The 17,121-nt window shown below is 70.6% G+C and carries 14 protein-coding genes; 4 read left to right on the top strand and 10 right to left on the bottom strand.

What is annotated here, in order from left to right:
- Nucleotides 1-33 precede the first annotated feature (33 nt).
- The 6 genes from AB0B45_RS26575 to AB0B45_RS26550 form a co-directional block, all read right to left on the bottom strand.
- Nucleotides 34-1,659 (bottom strand): tetratricopeptide repeat protein, encoded by a 1,626-nt coding sequence (locus AB0B45_RS26575; protein ID WP_358135504.1) that lies wholly within the window; start codon nt 1,657-1,659, stop codon nt 34-36.
- 162 nt (nt 1,660-1,821) lie between these two features.
- Nucleotides 1,822-3,123: a DMT family transporter gene (locus AB0B45_RS26570; RefSeq protein ID WP_358135502.1), complete on the bottom strand. Its 1,302-nt coding sequence runs from the start codon at nt 3,121-3,123 to the stop codon at nt 1,822-1,824.
- Between the two features lie 158 nt (nt 3,124-3,281).
- Nucleotides 3,282-4,943, bottom strand: a complete 1,662-nt coding sequence (locus AB0B45_RS26565) for an ABC transporter ATP-binding protein (RefSeq protein WP_358135500.1) — start codon at nt 4,941-4,943, stop codon at nt 3,282-3,284.
- On the bottom strand, nt 4,940-6,634 hold the full coding sequence (locus AB0B45_RS26560) for an ABC transporter ATP-binding protein (RefSeq protein ID WP_358135498.1): 1,695 nt from the start codon (nt 6,632-6,634) through the stop codon (nt 4,940-4,942). The genes AB0B45_RS26565 and AB0B45_RS26560 overlap by 4 nt, the downstream gene beginning before the upstream one ends.
- A gap of 68 nt (nt 6,635-6,702) precedes the next feature.
- Nucleotides 6,703-7,185, bottom strand: coding sequence for a GNAT family N-acetyltransferase (locus AB0B45_RS26555; RefSeq protein ID WP_358135495.1), 483 nt, complete (start codon nt 7,183-7,185; stop codon nt 6,703-6,705).
- On the bottom strand, nt 7,182-8,744 hold the full coding sequence (locus AB0B45_RS26550; RefSeq protein ID WP_358135492.1) for an XRE family transcriptional regulator: 1,563 nt from the start codon (nt 8,742-8,744) through the stop codon (nt 7,182-7,184). Before AB0B45_RS26550 ends, AB0B45_RS26555 begins: the two co-directional genes overlap by 4 nt.
- A gap of 342 nt (nt 8,745-9,086) precedes the next feature.
- On the opposite strand from AB0B45_RS26550, the gene AB0B45_RS26545 reads away from it, so the two are divergent.
- The 4 genes from AB0B45_RS26545 to AB0B45_RS26530 all read left to right on the top strand — a co-directional run bounded on the left by AB0B45_RS26545 (nt 9,087) and on the right by AB0B45_RS26530 (nt 12,790).
- Entirely contained in the window at nt 9,087-9,293 is a 207-nt protein-coding gene (locus tag AB0B45_RS26545; RefSeq protein ID WP_358135490.1) for a hypothetical protein, read from the top strand.
- A 542-nt stretch (nt 9,294-9,835) separates the two neighbouring features.
- Nucleotides 9,836-10,741 carry a mechanosensitive ion channel family protein gene (locus AB0B45_RS26540; RefSeq protein WP_358135487.1) on the top strand — a complete coding sequence of 302 codons (906 nt, stop codon included), beginning with the start codon at nt 9,836-9,838 and terminating at the stop codon, nt 10,739-10,741.
- A gap of 141 nt (nt 10,742-10,882) precedes the next feature.
- Nucleotides 10,883-11,266: a globin gene (locus tag AB0B45_RS26535; RefSeq protein ID WP_358135750.1), complete on the top strand. Its 384-nt coding sequence runs from the start codon at nt 10,883-10,885 to the stop codon at nt 11,264-11,266.
- 18 nt (nt 11,267-11,284) lie between these two features.
- Nucleotides 11,285-12,790, top strand: coding sequence for an alpha-amylase family glycosyl hydrolase (locus AB0B45_RS26530; protein WP_358135484.1), 1,506 nt, complete (start codon nt 11,285-11,287; stop codon nt 12,788-12,790).
- A gap of 46 nt (nt 12,791-12,836) precedes the next feature.
- Here AB0B45_RS26530 and AB0B45_RS26525 read toward each other — a convergent pair whose 3' ends face one another.
- From AB0B45_RS26525 to AB0B45_RS26510, 4 genes are all read right to left on the bottom strand, one after another.
- A complete protein-coding gene (locus tag AB0B45_RS26525; protein ID WP_358135481.1) occupies nt 12,837-13,259 on the bottom strand; it encodes a thioesterase family protein in 423 nt (140 codons plus the stop codon).
- 24 nt (nt 13,260-13,283) lie between these two features.
- Nucleotides 13,284-13,913: a TetR/AcrR family transcriptional regulator gene (locus AB0B45_RS26520; RefSeq protein WP_358135478.1), complete on the bottom strand. Its 630-nt coding sequence runs from the start codon at nt 13,911-13,913 to the stop codon at nt 13,284-13,286.
- Nucleotides 13,914-13,923: 10 nt separating this feature from the next.
- Nucleotides 13,924-15,252 (bottom strand): AlkA N-terminal domain-containing protein, encoded by a 1,329-nt coding sequence (locus AB0B45_RS26515; RefSeq protein ID WP_358135476.1) that lies wholly within the window; start codon nt 15,250-15,252, stop codon nt 13,924-13,926.
- A gap of 156 nt (nt 15,253-15,408) precedes the next feature.
- Entirely contained in the window at nt 15,409-17,034 is a 1,626-nt protein-coding gene (locus AB0B45_RS26510; RefSeq protein ID WP_358135473.1) for an amidohydrolase, read from the bottom strand.
- Between the last annotated feature and the right edge of the window lie 87 nt (nt 17,035-17,121).

The raw sequence follows: 17,121 nt of genomic DNA, 5'->3' as shown, positions 1-17,121 counted from the left end.
CCATTGTGTGCGATCGCGCCGCCAAGCGCGTGATCACTCCATACCCATCGCGCGCAGGGCAATAGCCCTGTTCGCGTATAGATCGGGGTGGGGTTCGAGCTCGATCGCCCTGGTCAGGTCGGTGACCGCGCCCTCCAGATCGCCGCGCTCGTAACGCAGCGCGCCCCTGCCCGCCCACGCCGCCGCCAGCCCCGGCGCGGCGGCCAAGGCGGCGTCGAGCGCCCGTGCCGCCTCCTCGTACCGTCCCCCCGCCGTCTCGAGCTGGCCGAGCACGGTCAGCAGGTGGGGGTTGCCCGGCGCGATGGCGAGCCCCGCCCGAACGTCGGCCATCGCCTCCGCGTCCCTCTCCAGCCCCGCCAGCAGCCCTGCGCGATTGATGTAGGCGTCGAGACAGCCGGGATCCAGCTCCATGACGTACCCGAAATCGGCCAGCGCCGCCTCGTCCTCAGCGAGCGAGACCCGCAACTCCGCCCTGTTGTAGTACGCCTCGGGCAGCGGCGGGCTCAGTGCGATCGCGCTCTCGTAGTCGGCCAGCGCCTCCGCGTGGCGGCCGAGCGAGAACCACAGGTTGCCGCGGTCGAGGTAGTAGTCGGGGAAGGCGGGGTCGATCGCGATCGCCGCCGCGTAGTCCTCCAGCGCCTCCTTGACGTGGCCGAGCGCGGCCATGAGCTGCGCCCTGTTGGACAGCAGCACCATCCGGTGGACGGGGTGGCGGTCCCGCAGCTCGCGCGCCGCCAGCTCGATCGCGGACTCCACCAGCTCCAGCGCGGTCTCGAGCCGCCCTTCGCGCAGCTCGATCAGGGCCAGCCCGTTGCGGTCGAAGCCCAGTTTGAAGGCGCGGTCGGGAACCAGGGTGGAGATGGCGATGGCCTGGTTGATCCAGCCCCTTGCCCTGCCGAGGTCGCGTCGCACGGGGTCGGGGTGGCGGGCGTCGAGCATCGCGGTGCCGTAAGCGGCGGCGGCGTGCATGGCGGGATCCTGGCTGCTCCTGCGCACCCTCTCCCAGATCTCCCTGGCCTCCTCGTGACGGCCGAGGCCGCCGAGGGCGGTCGCCGAGCGCTGGGCGAAGCGCCACCAGACCCCGCCCCCCGGCTCCGTCATGGCCATCCCACGCTGTCCGAGCTCGGCCACCGCGTGCAGAAAGCCCTCGCGGACGCAGTGGTCGACCAGCTCCCACAGCTCGGCGGTGCTCCTGCGGTCGTCGGCGGGGGTAGGACCTTCGTCATGGACCTCGATGCGCAGGTGCGCGGAGGGGATCCGGCGCGCCATCACCGCCAGCAACTCGACGTCGGTCGGGTCGGCCTGCGCCGCGTTGTGGACGACCAGCGCGCTCCCCCGCGGCACCGCCCCTGCGACGAATTCGGACAGCCCGTTGGCCAGCCGTAACGTACGGCGTGGCGCGGGCACGAGGATGCGCTCCTCATCGGGCAGGTCCGCGTCGATCGTGACCCTCCTGGCGGGCACCAGCGGGCGCAGCGCCGGGGCCGCTGCCCTGATCTCGATGTCGTGCGCCGACACGAGATCAGGGGAACGTTCCAATGCGCCAGGCACCAGCCGGGTCAGCAACGCCGCAGCCACGGTGTAGGGGCCGTGGGGTCGCCGGTGCGCGTCGATCGGCGGCATCAGCAGCGTCGACCCCGTGCCGGACGGGAGGCGCATCGCGTCAGGTCACCCCTTGTGGATGACGGAGGCGGTGCCGGTCAACCGGGCGGTGCCCGGCTTCCGTACGACGATCCTCTTCATGCGTCCTCCCCTGCTCGGTAAAGACACATGTAGTTGAGATGTCGACAAACTTCAATACCTATACGGAAGCAGTCTGGATCACCGCACAACACCAATATCTGGCGCCTCCTGGGACTCAGCTTCCAAGACAGGGGCGGGCCGCAATGCGCACAAACAGCGTCCGCTGAGCGGGAAGGTCAGGCACCCCTCCAGGGCGGGCATCTCCTGCCTGGCTCTGACAATCTCCGTCGCGTGCTCGATCAGCCGATCGATACCGGGGCCACCGCCCTGACGCGCCAGCGAGCACAGGGGCTCGGCGTCGGGATCGCGCGCCGCCGCCCTGATCCAGCAGTCCCTGACCTGTTCGAGATTGACCGTGACAGGCCGGGGCGGGGACACGCTTTCGGGCGCGCGCAGCGACGCGAGCGCCGCCGCCGCCTGTTTGGCCGCCCTGAGCAGCCCCGCGTCCGCCTCCGGCGCCTGCCGCACGCGCGCGGGCGGATCGCCGACCACGACGGGCTCGCCCTTCGACGGTACGGCCAGCAGCATCGCCGCCGCCATGAAGGGCCCGCCCACCAGCACGCTCATCCCGACCGGCTCGTTCCACAGCATCGCGATGACGGCCACCCACAGCGGTTGCGACGCCAGCAGGACCGCGCTGGGAACCGCGTGCAGGTGGCGCTGGCCGAAAGAGCGGGCCAGGAAGCCGAGCGCGCACGAGACGATCGCCAGGTGGCCGAGCTTGAGCCAGCCGTACGGCCCCGGCGGCGCGTCGAGCCCGTCCGGCACCGCCACCACCCCGGTGAGCAACCCGATCGTGAGCAGCTGGATGACCGTGATGGCGTAGGCGTTGTAGTTGGACCTGGAGAAGTTGGCGAGCACCAGCGTGTGGCACGCGTACAGCGCCGCCGCGCACAGCGTGAGGCCGAGCGCCACCGGGGCGAACTTGACCCCGTCGCCCTTCATCAGCGCGAAGATCGTCACCCCGACGAGCGCGAGCGCCACCCCGTACCAGATGCGCCTCGGCACCTTGACGCGAAAGAGAACGAGCGCCAGCACCGGCGTCATCACGACGTTGCAGCCGACGGCGAACCCCGACACCGCCGACGAGAGGTCGCCGAGCGCGAAGGCCTGCATGGTCTGGCCGACCCCGAACATGATCCCCAGCACGACGCCCCGCGACCAGGTGCCCTTCGCCAGACCACGCAGGCACGTGGGCCTGATGAGGAACAGCACGATGGCCGCGATCGTGTAGCGCTCGGCGAGAAGGTCTGTCACCGACATGTGCAACGGCTCGTCGATGAGACTCTTCATCAGCGGAAAGGCCGACCCCCAAGCGGCGCTGACGAACAACAGAAGCACGGCTCCCAGGAGGGGTCGGGGAGCGGGCACCACTGCCATGCATCGCAGCATCTCACTACGGTTCGCGTGCGCCGGCTCACGGCGAGAAGCCGGAGGGGCTGCACTTACACGCAGGCGGAAGAGCATACCTCGCGGGCTCCGCAATACCCCTCCGAGCGAATACGCCAAATTTCGCATTCACCTCAGACCCATACGCATCACCCACCTCGTTTCGATGGCCGGCGGCGGTCGTCGGGCATGGGGCCGCGCGGGCGTCGCTCCACGATCCGTCCGGCCTCCATGACGACGGTCAGGTCGGCGTCCCTGATCGTCGAGAGGCGATGGGCGATCACGAAGCAGGTACGGCCTCGCCTGAGCTGCCGCATCGCCCTGAGCACCAGCGCCTCGGTCCTGGTGTCGAGCGAGCTGGTCGCCTCGTCGAGCACGAGGATGGCGGGGTCGGCGACGAACGCCCTGGCGATCGCGATGAGCTGCCGCTCCCCCGCGCTGAGCCCTCCGCCCTCCTCGTCGATCACGGTGTCGAGCGACCGCTCCACGCAGGCCAGACGGGCAGCCCGCTCGACCTGCTCCCTGTCCGCGTGCGGCGCGCCATAGGCGATGTTCTCCTCGACGGTGCCGCCGAACAGCCAGGTGTCCTGCAACACCATGCCGATGTTCGCGCGCAGCTCGGCGCGGGGAATGTCGGCGAGGTCGACGCCGTCGACGGTGATGCGGCCCTCGGTGACCTCGTGGAAGCGCATCAGCAGGTTGACCAGCGTGGTCTTGCCCGCGCCCGTCGGCCCGACGATGGCGGCCGTCTGCCCCGGCGCCACCTCCAGGGACACCTCCTCCAGCAGCGGCGTGTCGTGGACGTACCGGAAGCCGACCCGGTGGAAGGCGACGTGGCCGCGCGGCGCGTCACGGGTGCCGCGCGCGGGCTCGGGCGGCTCCTCCTCGGCGGCCAGCAGCTCGGAGACGCGCTCGGCCGAGGCGATGCCCGCCTGCACGAGCGCCGACAGGTTCGCGAGGTTGGACAGCGGGCCCGCGAAATAGCGGGCGTACTGCACGAACGCCTGCACCTCGCCGATCGTCAGCGCGCCGGAGGCCACCTGCAGCCCGCCGAACACCGCGACGACGACGTAACCGAGGTTGGCGACGAACGCGAGCGACGGCTGGATCAGGCCGCTGACGAACTGCGCCCGCGAGCCCGCCTCGAACAGTGCCTGGTTGCGCTCGCGGAAGGCCGCCGAGGACTCGGCGCCGCGGCCGAACTGCCGCACGAGGTCGTGGCCCGTGTACGCCTCCTCCACGTGGGCGGTCAGCTCGCCCATCGCCTGCCCCTGCCTGTCGAAGAAGGGCCGCGCGCGCCTGCCGACCGCCGTGGTGATCGCCGCCGAGACCGGTACGGTGACCACCGCGACGAGCGCGAGCAGCGGCGAGATCCGCACCATCATCGCCAGCGTCCCGACCACGATGAGCGTGGAGTTGACGACCTGGCTGACCGATTGCTGCAGGGCCAGCGTGATCGCCTCCACGTCGCCGGTCGCCCTGCTGAGCAGCTCGCCGCGCCCGCGCGCCTCGACGTACGACAGCGGGAGCCGCGCCAGCTTGGCCTCGACGTCGGCACGCAGCGTGAACGCCGTCCGCTGCACGAGCCTGGTCGTGAGCCGCCCCTGGGCCGCCCAGAACGCCCCCGACACGACGTAGACGGCCAGCGTCACGCCGAGCGCGGGGGCCAGCTCGTCGAGGTCGCCCGCCACGACCAGGTCGGTGGCCCTGCCGAGCAGCAGCGGGCCGGCGACGACCAGCACGACGCTCACCAGGCCGCAGCAGGACGTGCCCGCCAGCAGCGCCCGGTGCCGCAGCACCAGCCGGGTCACGCCGGCTCCTGGGAGAGCGCGATCTCCCTGTAGACACCGCCGTCTCGCAGCAGCTCGTCGTGCGTGCCCGCGCCCGCCACCCGCCCCGCGTCCATGACGACCACGTGGTCGGCCGCCATGACCGCGCTGACCCGCTGGGCGACGACCACCACGGTCGCCCCGCGCGTCTCCTCGGCGAGCGCCGCGAGCAGCGCCGCCTCCGTGGCGCGGTCGAGCGCGGAGAAGCAGTCGTCGAACAGGTAGATCTCGGGACGGCGCAGCACCGCTCCGGCGATCGTCAGCCGCTGGCGCTGCCCTCCCGACAGGTTGGCGCCGCCCTGGGTGACCGGGTGGTCCAGGCTCCTGACGAAGTCGCGGGCCTGTGCCACCTCCAGCGCGTGCCACAGCTCGGCATCCGCGGCCTGCGGCGTGCCGTACCTGAGGGTGGAGGCGACGGTGCCGGAGAAGAGGAACGGCCGCTGCGGGACGAGCGCCACGGTCGCCGACAGCAGCGCCGGGTCGAGCTCGCGCACGTCCACGCCCCCCACCAGCACCTGGCCGCCGGTGGCGTCCAGCAACCTGGGCACCAGGGCGAGGAGCGTGGACTTGCCGCTGCCCGTGGGGCCGATCACGGCGGTGGTCTCACCGGGAAGAGCCACCAGGTCCACCCCGCGCAGCGCGGGCGTCAGCGAGCCGGGGTGGGTGAAGCTCGCCGCGCGCACCTCCACGCGCCCCCTCGCGGGCATCGTCCGCACGGGTACGGCAGGCGGCGCGAACCCCTCCTCGGTGTCGAGCACCTCCCTGATCCGCCCCGCGCACACCTCGGCACGCGGCATGGTCATCAGGACGACCGTGCCGGAGGTGACGGCGGTGACGATCTGGGTTAGGTAGGCGAGGAAGGCGATCAGCTCGCCCGCGCCGACCCTGGTCGCGCCGAACCAGACGACCGCGACGCTGAAGACGTTCACCACGGTCGTCGACAGCGGCAGCAGCAGGGTCTGCAGCCGGCCCGTCCTGACCGCGAGATCCGCCAGACCGTGGTTGGCCGTCTCGAAGCGCCGCCGCTCGTGCTCCTCCCTGACGAAGGCCCTGATGACGCGGATGCCGGTGATCTGCTCGCGCAGGATCCTGTTCGCGTGGTCCACGCGCAGCTGCGTGGCCACCGACAGCGGCCGCAGCCCGCGCACGACCAGTGCCAGCGCGCCGCCCAGCAGCGGCGTCATGACCAACAGCGTCGCGGAGAGCGGCGCGTCATGGCCGAGCGCCAGCGCGACCGCGCCCACGCACATGATCGGCACGGGGACCAGCACGACGCAGGCCGACAGCGTGAACTGCTGCACCTGCTGGACGTCGTGGACCGTGCGGGTGATCAGCGAGGCGGTCCCGAACCTGGCCAGCTGCCCGCCGGACAGGCCCTGCACCTTGGCGAACACCTCGGCCCTGACGTCCCTGCCGACGGCCGTCGCCGTACGGGTGGCCAGCCGGATCGCGACCGCGGCGCCCGCCGCCTGGGCCAGCGTGACCGCGAGCATGACGCCGCCGAGGCGGAAGACGCGGTCGAGATCGCCCTTGAACACCCCGTCGTCGATGAGGGCCGCGTTGAGCGCGGGCAGGTAGAGCAGGGCGACGGTCTGGGCGGTCTGGAGGACGGCCAGGGCGGCGAGCGCGCGACGATGCGGGAGCAGGTGCGCCTTCAGCAGTCGGATCAGCACACCCGACGACGCTATCGGCGTCTTCGCGCCTGGCCCATGACGTTATGCGAGGGGCTGAACACCGGGTTTCACGGAGCCATGACCGACGCGAGGCTCTTCTCGCCGTAGATCACGATGTGGTCGCCCACCTGCTGCCTGGACAGCTCCGTCCAGCCCTGCCGTTCGTACAGGGCCAGCGCCGCGCCCTGGCTCATGGTGGTGTCGCCCCTCAGCCTGGAGAAGCCGAGCATCACCGCCCGCTCCTCCAGCGCCTCCAGCATCATCGCCCCGAACCCGCGCCGCTGGTAGTCGGGATGCACCCGCAGCCTGCACACCTCCACGGTGTGCTCGCCGATCGGGCGCAACCCGCCCATCGAGACCAGGCGCCCGTCGGCCTCCCCGACGAGGAACTCCCCTCCGCACCCCAGGTAGACCTGGTGGATGCGGGGGAAGTCGTCGTCGTAGTAGACCCCGTCGCCCGGCACGATGCCCACCTGCGCAAGGCACACCTGGTGCAGGGAGTAGATCGCGTCGAGGTCGGACCAGCGGTATCGCCGGATGACCAGAGTCATGCCCTCGTGCCCCCGATTCCCATGAGCTCGTAGAACTCCTGGAGGGCGGGGTAGTCCTTGCCCCCGCTCGCCTCCACGCACCTGCCGAACTCGACGGCGGGCCGGAGGATGAAGTCGGTGCGGTACTCGGGCTTGAGCAGGCGCGCCGCGTCGATGGCGACCTCCAGCGCCTCGTCGATGTCTCCCTCGATCAGCCGGCACTGCGCCATGTCGAGCCTGATCAGCGTCTGGTCGAAGATGTGGTCGGAGTATTTCTCCAGCGCCTGCTCAAGCACCACGTCGGCCTCGATCGTCTCCCCCAGCTTGGTGAGCACGTCCCCCTGGTAGAAGTAGAGCTGCCGTTCGGTGTAGCCGAAGGCGATGTCGTCCTGCTCGTGGGCCTTCATGTGGGAGAAGGCCGAGCGGGCCTTGGCGAGGGCGCGCTTGGCCTGGTCGACCACTTCCCTCTTGCCGCTGCTGCCGGCCAGCAGCGCGAGCGCGCGGGCCTCGACGACCGGAGCCATGGCCTGCGCGACGCAGGGGGTGGCCCCCGCCAGGTCGCGGCTCTTCTTGGCGAGGTTGAGCGCCTCGCGCGCGTCGCCGTAGTAGAGCGGCACGAGCGACTCGCGGGCGGTGATCCACGCGCGCAGCGCGCGGTCGCCCGTCTCGTCGGCGGCGGTGCGCCCGGTGCGGAAGAAGGCTCGGGCGAGCCTGTGGTCGCCTATGTTGATCATGATCATGCCGCTCAGCCCCGAGAGCTGGGCGGCCATCCTGCACAGCCGTTCGGCCAGGTCGGTCGGCTGGCGGCGGGACATGGCGGCGCGGACGGCGCTCAGTTCGAGCAGCACGTCGCACAGCAGGCGCAGTGGCGGCGTGCTGGTGTACTGGCGGCCGAAGCTGAGCGTGGCCTCCTCCCACTGGTCGAGCATCGCGGGCGAGACCGTGGCCATGACGAGCGTCTCGTCCATGCGCCGCCTGATGCCTTCGACGGCGCCCAGTATCTCGGGGGGCAGCTCGCCGATGGGTCCGGTGCTCGCCGTGTCCAGAAGCTTTAACAACGTCCTGCGCAGGACGTTCTCGTCTTCCTCGTCGGGCCCTTCGGGCCGCGGCGGGTCGATGCTGGAGGGGTTGAGCCAGATGTCGCGCGGCCGTGAGGGCAGGTCGGCCCTGTCCTCGTCGGCGCTGCCCGAACGCAGGCCCGGGGTTCGATGGCCGTGACCGCAGATGCAGGGGCCGTCGTAGCCCAGGGAGATCGGCTCGACGCGGTAGACGGTGCACAGGTAGTGGAGGTATTCGGGCCCCGGGCGCTTCAGGCCGCTCTCGTAGGCCGACAGCAGCGTCTCACCGATGCCGGGGGCCGGCTTCTGGTCGCGCTCGAACAGCGCCCGCACCTGCTCGATGACGTCGGCCAGCGCGATGCCGTGGGCCAGGCGGTGTCCCTTGATCTTCGTCGTGCCGAACTGGGGGCTGCATGTCTCGTGGATCTCTTCGGCGATCTGAGCACACGAGCGGCCACTGGCCAGACCCTTGGCCCGGATCCGCCTGGCGATCTCCGTTTCCCTGTGCTGCCTGCCGGACATCCCGGCCCCTCTCTCTGAGCCGCAAGGCACCTACTGACGCAGAGTAGCGGGAGGGATGCACTCTGCCTCAAGAAAACTATGAACCATTAGTGACAGGAAGAAAATGGTCCCTTGAAGCTTACGGATAAGGATCGTCCTCCAGAGGACTGTTTCTTACAACCCACGAGGGTCAGGGGCACTCCCGGAGGGGGTCTCGGGTGCGTTGACCCCTGCCATGGTCATGAGTCATCTTTCTCTCACCAGCAAAGATTCGGCTAGAGGGAGGCTGAGAGGGTGGGCGATGACTTCGGGCACCTGGAGCGTTTGGTATCCGAGCTAGACGCTCGCGGAATGCTCGCGAGGGTGGTTCGGACACACTCCGGACGCCTGTTCGTGAGGGTGATCAACCCCAACGCGACCAGCTTGGCCGAGAACGTCACTTGCCGGCCCTCCGAGGAGGTCCGCGACTGGGACTACTGCTGGTCCTGGGGTGAGCCCATGCACAAAGCCGACGATCCCGCAGGCGCGGCGACCAAAATCGCGCGCGTGCTCGCCGCGGTAGGGGAGTGACCATGGCGGTGACCCCGGTGGAGCGCAGCCACCGCGGCTCACCGCCCCGACCGCGGCCCCACGGGGCCGGCGGGGTGTCCGGTGCGGAGGGTCTCCCGATCAGGAGGTCCCTGGGCACCCCGTCGGTCCCCGTGCATCACCTGCTGCGCACAGGCGCCTGCCTGTTCGACCACGGTCTCGTACGGCACGGCCGGCCAGCGGCCGCGCGCCGTACGCGTAGAAGCGTCCTCCGGGTCCACCGGAGGACGGTCGGGGGATCCCTCCCGGAAACGGTCGGGACATGCTTCCGGGTGTGTGTCTCGTCCGAGTCGGCCGTCACCGGTTCGTCAGATCCCGCCCCCCGCGGCCCCGGGAACTGACGGACCCGTCTTCCCCGGCGTGATGTGACGGCGTCCGGTTCGGTCGGCAGTATCTTTTGGGGCGTAACACTCCCATGATTGTGCCGATCGAGCCGCTTCCGGAGAGGGATCCACCTCGTGTTCCTGCTTGCCACGTCCACCACGTCGCCAGGCCTCACTGAAATCGAGAATGTAGCGTCCGCGATGGCTGAGGTATGTGGCGACGACCCGGTGTGCTCTACTCTCGCGGGGTACTTCCAGAACGCGGCATGGGCGCCGCTCGTGGCGAGCATCATCACGATCATCCTCATCCTCCTGATCGCGGTCGTCGTGAGGAATCTCTCGCACCGGCTGATCACCCGCGTCGTCAACAGGGCCGCCGCCAGCTCCTCGATCACCGGCCGGCTGCGCAAGGGCCGCGCGACCGACGGCCTCGACGTCCTGCTCCACGAGCGCCGCAAGCAGCGCGCCGAGACCATGGGCTCGGTCCTGCGCCACGTCGCCTCGATCGTCATCATGGGCACCGCCGTCCTGACCGTCCTCGACCGGCTGACGATCCCCATCGCGCCCCTGCTGACCAGCGTCGGCATCCTGGGCGTCGCGATCGGCTTCGGCGCCCAGGAGCTCGTCAAGGACTTCATCGCCGGCATGTTCATGCTCATGGAGGACCAGTACGGCGTCGGCGACGTCATCGACTCGGGCTCGGCCATCGGCACGGTCGAGGCCGTCACCCTGCGCGTCACCAGGCTGCGCGACGCCGACGGCCGCGTCTGGTACATCCGCAACGGCACCATCACCCGCGTCGGCAACGAGTCGCAGGGCTGGTCGCGCGCCTACATCGACGTTCCCGTCGCCTACGACGCCGACGTCCCCGCCGTCCGCGACCTGCTCGGGCGGGTGGCCGAGGAGCTGTGGAACGACCCCGAGTACCGGGAGAGCGTGATCGTGGAGGAGCCGGCCGTGTTCGGCATCGAGCAGATCTCCGGCACCTCGGTCATCTTCCGCGTCTCGGCCAAGACGCTGCCCTCCAGGCAGGCCGACGTGGCGCGCGAGCTCAGGATGCGCGTCAAGGCCGCGCTCGACGGAGCGGGAATCGCGCTGGCCGCCTGAGCGCTTATCCGAGGGAGCGGTCAACGACCCTGACGTGACGGCGGGACGCGAAGTCCCGCCGGAGCGGCGTGGGAGGACAGGCGGTCAGCGGTGACCGCGGTGGCCGTGGCCCTGCTTGCCGTAAAGAATGGATAGCCTGAGATCGTGACCGAGGGTTCTTTTTATGAGGCCGTGGGCGGCGAGGAGACCTTCCGCCGGCTCGTCCACCGCTTCTACGAGGGTGTCGCCGAGGACCCGCTGCTGCGCCCGCTCTATCCCGAGGAAGACCTCGCCGCGGCCGAGGACCGGCTGCGCGGCTTCCTCATCCAGTACTGGGGCGGGCCCAGGACCTACAGCGAGCAGCGCGGCCACCCGCGGCTGCGCATGCGCCACGTGCCGTTCGTCATCGGCGAGGCCGAGCGCGACGCGTGGCTCAAGCACATGCACGACGCCGTGCAGGACCTGTCACTGCCCGAGGAGTTGGAGAACCGGCTCTGGGACTATCTCGTGATGGCCGCCCAAAGCCTGGTGAACTCCCCCGCATAAGTGGGCAATACACGCCACATGGATATCCCCTGGTGGCGTGACGCCGTCGTCTACGAGATCTACGTACGCAGCTTCGCCGACGCCTCGGGAGACGGCGTCGGCGATCTGGCCGGGGTCAGGGAACGCCTGCCGTACCTCTCGCGGCTGGGTGTGGACGCGATCTGGCTGACCCCGTTCTATCCCTCGCCGATGGCCGACGGCGGCTACGACGTGGCGGACTATCGCGACGTCGACCCGCTGTTCGGCACGCTGGCCGACTTCGAGGCCCTGGTGGCCGACGCGCACGCGCAGGGCATCAGGGTCCTGGTCGACATCGTCCCCAACCACAGCTCCTCCCTGCACCCGTGGTTCCAGGCGGCGCTGGCGGGCGAGGGCCGCGACCGCTACGTCTTCCGCGACCGGCCCAACAACTGGCAGTCCACCTTCGGCGGTCCCGCGTGGACGCAGGTGGAGGACGGCCAGTGGTACCTGCACCTGTTCGCCCCCGAGCAGCCCGACTTCAACTGGCGCAACCGCGAGGTGCACGAGGAGTTCCTCGACGTGCTGCGGTTCTGGCTGGAGCGGGGCGTCGACGGGTTCCGCATCGACGTGGCGATGGGCCTGTACAAGGCCGACGGCCTGCCCGACGTCGGCGACCAGTCGTTCATGTCGGTCTCGCCCGTCTGGGGCAGGCCCGAGGTGCACGACGTCTACCGCGAGTGGCGCAAGCTGCTGGACTCCTTCCCAGGCGAGCGGATGGCCGTCGGCGAGGTGTGGACCGACAGCGCCGCCGACCTCGCCCTCTACGTCCGGCCCGACGAACTGCACCAGAGCTTCAACTTCGCGTGGCTACAGGCGCCGTGGTCGCCGACGGCGTTCAGGAAGGTCATCGACGACACGCTGGGGACCGTCCCGTTCGCGACCTGGGTGCTGTCCAACCACGATGTCGTACGGCACCGCACCCGCTACGACACCGCCGACCCAGGAACTGGACTCGCCAGGGCAAAAGCCGCATTGCTCGTCATGCTCGCGCTGCCCGGGTCTGCATATCTCTACCAGGGGGAGGAACTTGGCCTCCCCGAGGTGAAAGAAATTCCACCCGAGGCGCGCCAGGATCCGATCTTCTTCCAGTCGGAGGGAAAGCTTCCGGGGCGCGACGGTTGCCGCGTGCCGATCCCCTGGTCGGGTGACGCCGCGCCGTACGGCTTCTCGCCCGACGGGGTGGCCCCCTGGCTGCCGCAGCCGCCGGCGTTCAAGGAGCTGAGCGTCGCGGCGCAGGCCGGTGACAGCGACTCGACGCTGGAGTTCTACCGCAGGGCCCTGGCCCGCCGCCGTGACCTGGTGCGCTCGGTTCCCTACGAGCTCTCGTGGCTGGAGTCGCCCGAGGGCGCGCTGTTCTTCGCCCGCGGCCCGCTGACCTGCGTGATCAACTACGGAACCGACCCGGTACGGCTGCCGCCGCACGGTCGCGTGCTGCTGTCCAGCGCGGCGCTCACCGGCGACGTCCTGCCGCCCGACACCGCGGCGTGGCTGTACACCGAGTGAGTCCAGGACGTTCGGTCAGCCCTTCCGGGCTGGCCGGACCCCGCTCTCAGGCGAAGCGCTTCAGGTAGGCCAGCTCGTCCTGGCGCAGCCTGCGCGGCGCCGCCTTCTCCACGTCGTAGGCGACGATCACCGAACGGGCCCGGACGAACACCTCGTCCTCGTCGCGGATCTCGTAGTCGAGCGTGAACCGTACCGGCCTGATCTCCGTCACCCACGTCTCCACCAGCACCGGGTCGGCGCGGAACGACAGCGGACGCAGGTAGTCGATCTCGTGCCTGGCCACCACCAGGCCCTTGAACGTCTCCTCGCCCTCCTTGTGGAGGTCGATGTGCAGCATCCCGAACCGCGCGTCCTCCAGATAGTCGAGGAAGCGGACGTTGTTCACGTGCCCCTGCGAGTCGATGTCCGCGAAGCGGACCGTGCGCGGGTAGACGTGCTTGCTGGCCTGTGCGAGGGATCGTTCAACCACGCCCACACCGTATCCGGCCACCGCTCACGGCCCGACATCGGGCGGCCGCACCCCGGCGACCGGGTCGAGCCGCCTGATCAGCACCACCGCCGCCTCGATCACCCGCCGCGCCTCCTCCTCGGTGTCGCAGGTGGCCACCTCTCTGGCCGCCTCCCCGATCACCGAGGTCAGCACCGCGACCGTGAGCCTGTCGATCGGCTCGGCGCCCGCGCCGAGCAGCACCGCGTTCTGCCGGAGCCACTGCCTCCCTCTGGTACGGCGCAGCAGCTCGAACCCCGGAGGCCCGTCGCCGTCCATGAACAGCCTGACCAGGTCCCGCCGGTCCCACGCCCCCGCCAGATAGGCGCGCGAACCGGTGATGAGCAGCTCGACGGGGTCGTTCATGCCCTCCTGCTTGGCCTTGGCGACGCTGGAGGCCGACGCCTGCTCCTGGGTGACCTGGTGGTCCTCCCACAGCGCCATGAACAGCTCCGCCTTCCCGCCGAAGTGGTGGTAGAGGCTGCCCACGCTCGAACCCGCCCTGGTGACCACGTCGGCCACGTTCGCCTCGGCGAAACCGTGCTCGCCGAACACCTCTCTGGCCGCCTGCAGCATGACCTTGCGCGTCTGCGCGGTGCGGCTCCACTCCCACGCGCTGGAGGACTTGCGTGCCATGTCCACCATGCTAGAGAGGATCGGTCCAGAGGTGTTGGGTAGCGTAGGAACGCCAGGGGCGCCAGGTGTCGCGCACGCGGCCTTCCAGGTGTGGCAGCAGGACGTCGGGGTCGCGCAGCGCACGCATCATGAGGGAGGCGACCGTTCCCTCGCCGATGCCGGGGAGGTCGAGCAGGCGCTTGCGCACCTCCCGGGGATCGGCGCCCACGTCCATGGTGACCGTCCCGTCCGCGAGCGCCCGCACCAGCTCGGCCGGAGCGCTCCCGGCTTTCCGCCCGGCCAGTGTCACCATGTCGGGGAAGGTGTGCGTGATCGTCCCGTACGGCGTCGCCAGCGGCCTGCCGTACCGCTGGACGAGCCGTGCCGCCTCCCTGCCGCCCACGACTGCGCGCACCGCCAGCTCGGCCGGGTCCACGCACCCCGGCACCCGCAGTCCAGGGCGGGCCGCCACCAACGGCTCCAGCTCAGGGTCGGCGCCGAGAAAGGCGTCGATCGCCTGCTGGTCGGCGTCGAGGTCCAGCAGCCGCCTGCACCGCTGCACGGCCGCCGCGAGATCCCGGAGGTCGTCCAGCCTCAGCTCGCAGACCACGTGATCCGCGCCGGGAACGTGCCGCACCGTCACGACCCCCGCGCCCCGCGGCAGCGCCAGTGACCTGCTGTACGCCCCCTCCCTGTACTCCTCGATCCCCCGCACGGCCCGCTCCCCCAGGAAGCGCAGCATCGCGGGCACGTCCATGGGCGGGCGGAAGGCGAGCCGCAGCACCGTCCCTCCCGCCATCGGCGCCGCGCTCTCCCGCAACCTGCTCGGGGTGGTGGCGTAGGCCTGCCTGAAGCTGTCGTTGAACTGCCTGATGCTGGCGAACCCCGCCGCGAACGCCACATCGCTGATCGGCAGCGTGCTCGACTCCAGCAGCATCCTGGCCGTCTGCGCCCGCTGCGCCATGGCCAGCGCCTGCGGCCCAGCGCCCACCTCCGCCACCAGCTGGCGATGCACCTGCCGCTCGCTGTACCCCAGCCGGACCGCCAGCCCCGCCACCCCCTCCCTGTCGACGACACCATCGGCGATCAACCGCATGGCGCGGGCGGCCAGATCGGTGCGGACGTTCCACTCGGGCGAGCCGGGGGCGGCGTCAGGACGGCACCTCTTGCAGGCCCGGAAGCCGTTCACCTTGGCGGCGGCGGCCGAGGGGAAGAGACGGACGTTCTCGGGCTTCGGCATGACGGCGGGGCAGCTCGGACGGCAGTAGACGCCGGTGGTGGTGACGGCGACGAAGAACCACCCGTCGAACCTCGGGTCCCGGCTCTCCATGGCCGCGAAGGCGACCTCGTCGCTGATCACGCCTCCGAGCCTGCCACACGCCGCCTTCCGGCACCGGCGCCCATCGGACGCCGACCTCTCACTCCGGGCGGCACCTGGGATCGGACCTCACCTGGTCAGTCCGCCTGACGGACGATCCGCCCGTGTTGGACGCACCTGAAATCGGACTGGCCATGGTCAGCCCGCCTGGTGGACGATGCGCCCGCCCACGGCGACGAGGTCGGCGCGGACGTGAGGGATGGCCTCCACGGGGACCGTGAACAGGTCGTCCGAGAGGATCGTGAAGTCGGCCAGCTTGCCGGGCGTGAGCGAGCCGCGGTCGTGGTCGCAGAAGTTGGCAAAGGCCGACCCCATCGTGTAGCCCCGAATGACGGTCGCGAGGCTCAGCCTCTCCTCCGGCATCCACGCGGGACCGCCTGCCAGTCCCCGCCGGGTGACGGCCGTGTAGATGCCGACCATGGGATCCATCTCCGCCACGTTCCAGTCGCTTGAGAAGGCCAGGACGGCCCCCGCCTCGTGCAGCGAGCGCATCGGCCAGGCCTTCGGCCACCTGGCCCGCCCCACCGCCTCCGCCCAGTCGCGTCCAGGACCCGCGATGTCGGGCGAGCAGTGCCGCGGCTGCATGCAGGCGACGACGCCGAGACTGGCGAAGCGCGGCACGTCGGCAGGGTCGAGGCATTCGACGTGAACCACCTGATGGCGGGCGTCACGCGGGCCGTTGACCCGCCTGGCGTGCTCGACGGCGTCCAGGACCGTGCGGATGCCCCGGTCCCCTGTCGCGTGGACGAAGGCCTGGAAACCGGCCGCGTCCAGCGAGGCCAGCAGGTCCGCGAACTCCTCGGGAGCGTAGAAGGTGTCGCCCCTGTGGTCGCCGTGCCCGCAGTACGGCTCCAGCAGCGCGGCGGTGCGCGGCTCCACCACGTCGTCGATGTAGAGCTTGAGCGGGCCCACCCTCAGCCACTCGTCGTCGTAGCGCGCGGCGGCCCGCGCGAACGCGGCCAGCTCGGCGGCGCCCGTCCCCCGCGGGTGGAACAGCGCCGCGATCAGACGGGAACGCAGCCGGCCCTCGGCACGGGCCCGCTCGAACAGCTCCAGGTCGTCCAGCGAGTTCTGCGGCTCGACGATCGTCGTGATGCCGTACCCGGTGGCCATGTCGAGGCTGTCGAGCAGCCGGGGGTACTGCCGGTCGGGGCCGGCCCACGGCACCCCGAGCGCGGCAAGCGCCCGGTTGCCGTCACGGGAGAGCCCCCGGACGGCGAACTCGGTGACGAAGCCCGTGGGCGTCCCCGACCCGTCCACCTGGGCCACACCGAACGGCAGCTCGGTGTGGTCGCGGTCGATGCCGAGACGGCGCAGTGCCGCGGTGTTGGCCCAAAGCGTGTGCACGTCGTAGCTGAACACGATCGCGGGAAGGTCACCGGTGAGCGCGTCCAGGTCCGCGGCCACGGGCATGCCGGGGAGCGCGGAGTAGTCGAAACCCTCGCACTCGACCCAGGCCGCCTCCGGGTGCGCGGCACGCCAGGCGCTGATCCTGCGGCCGATCTCGGTCAGGTCGGCGGCGCCCGCGAGCTGCACGCAGGCGGCGTCGGAACCGAGCCGGACGTGGTTGTGCGCGTCCACGAAGCCGGGCAGCACGAGACGGCCCCCCACGTCGATCGTGTCCGCAGCCGCGGGCGCGTCGGCGTCGGCGCCGAGCCACACGATCCTGCCATCCCGTACGGCCAGCGCCTCCGCTTCGGGAAAGGCGTCGTCGACGGTGTGGATCCGGGCGTTCCGCACGGTCAGGTCGGCGATCTTCGCCATCCGTCCTCCTTGACGGGTCATCATGATGGGTCGGTCCTCAGGAACAGCGGTCGTCGACGGGTCGTCGTGATCGGCCAGTCCTCCTGG

Source organism: Nonomuraea sp. NPDC049152, assembly GCF_040648355.1.
In the GTDB taxonomy this organism is placed as follows: Bacteria; Actinomycetota; Actinomycetes; order Streptosporangiales; family Streptosporangiaceae; genus Nonomuraea.
The sequence above is the reverse complement of the archived record's forward strand: the minus strand, read 5'-3'. Positions and strand labels throughout refer to the sequence as shown.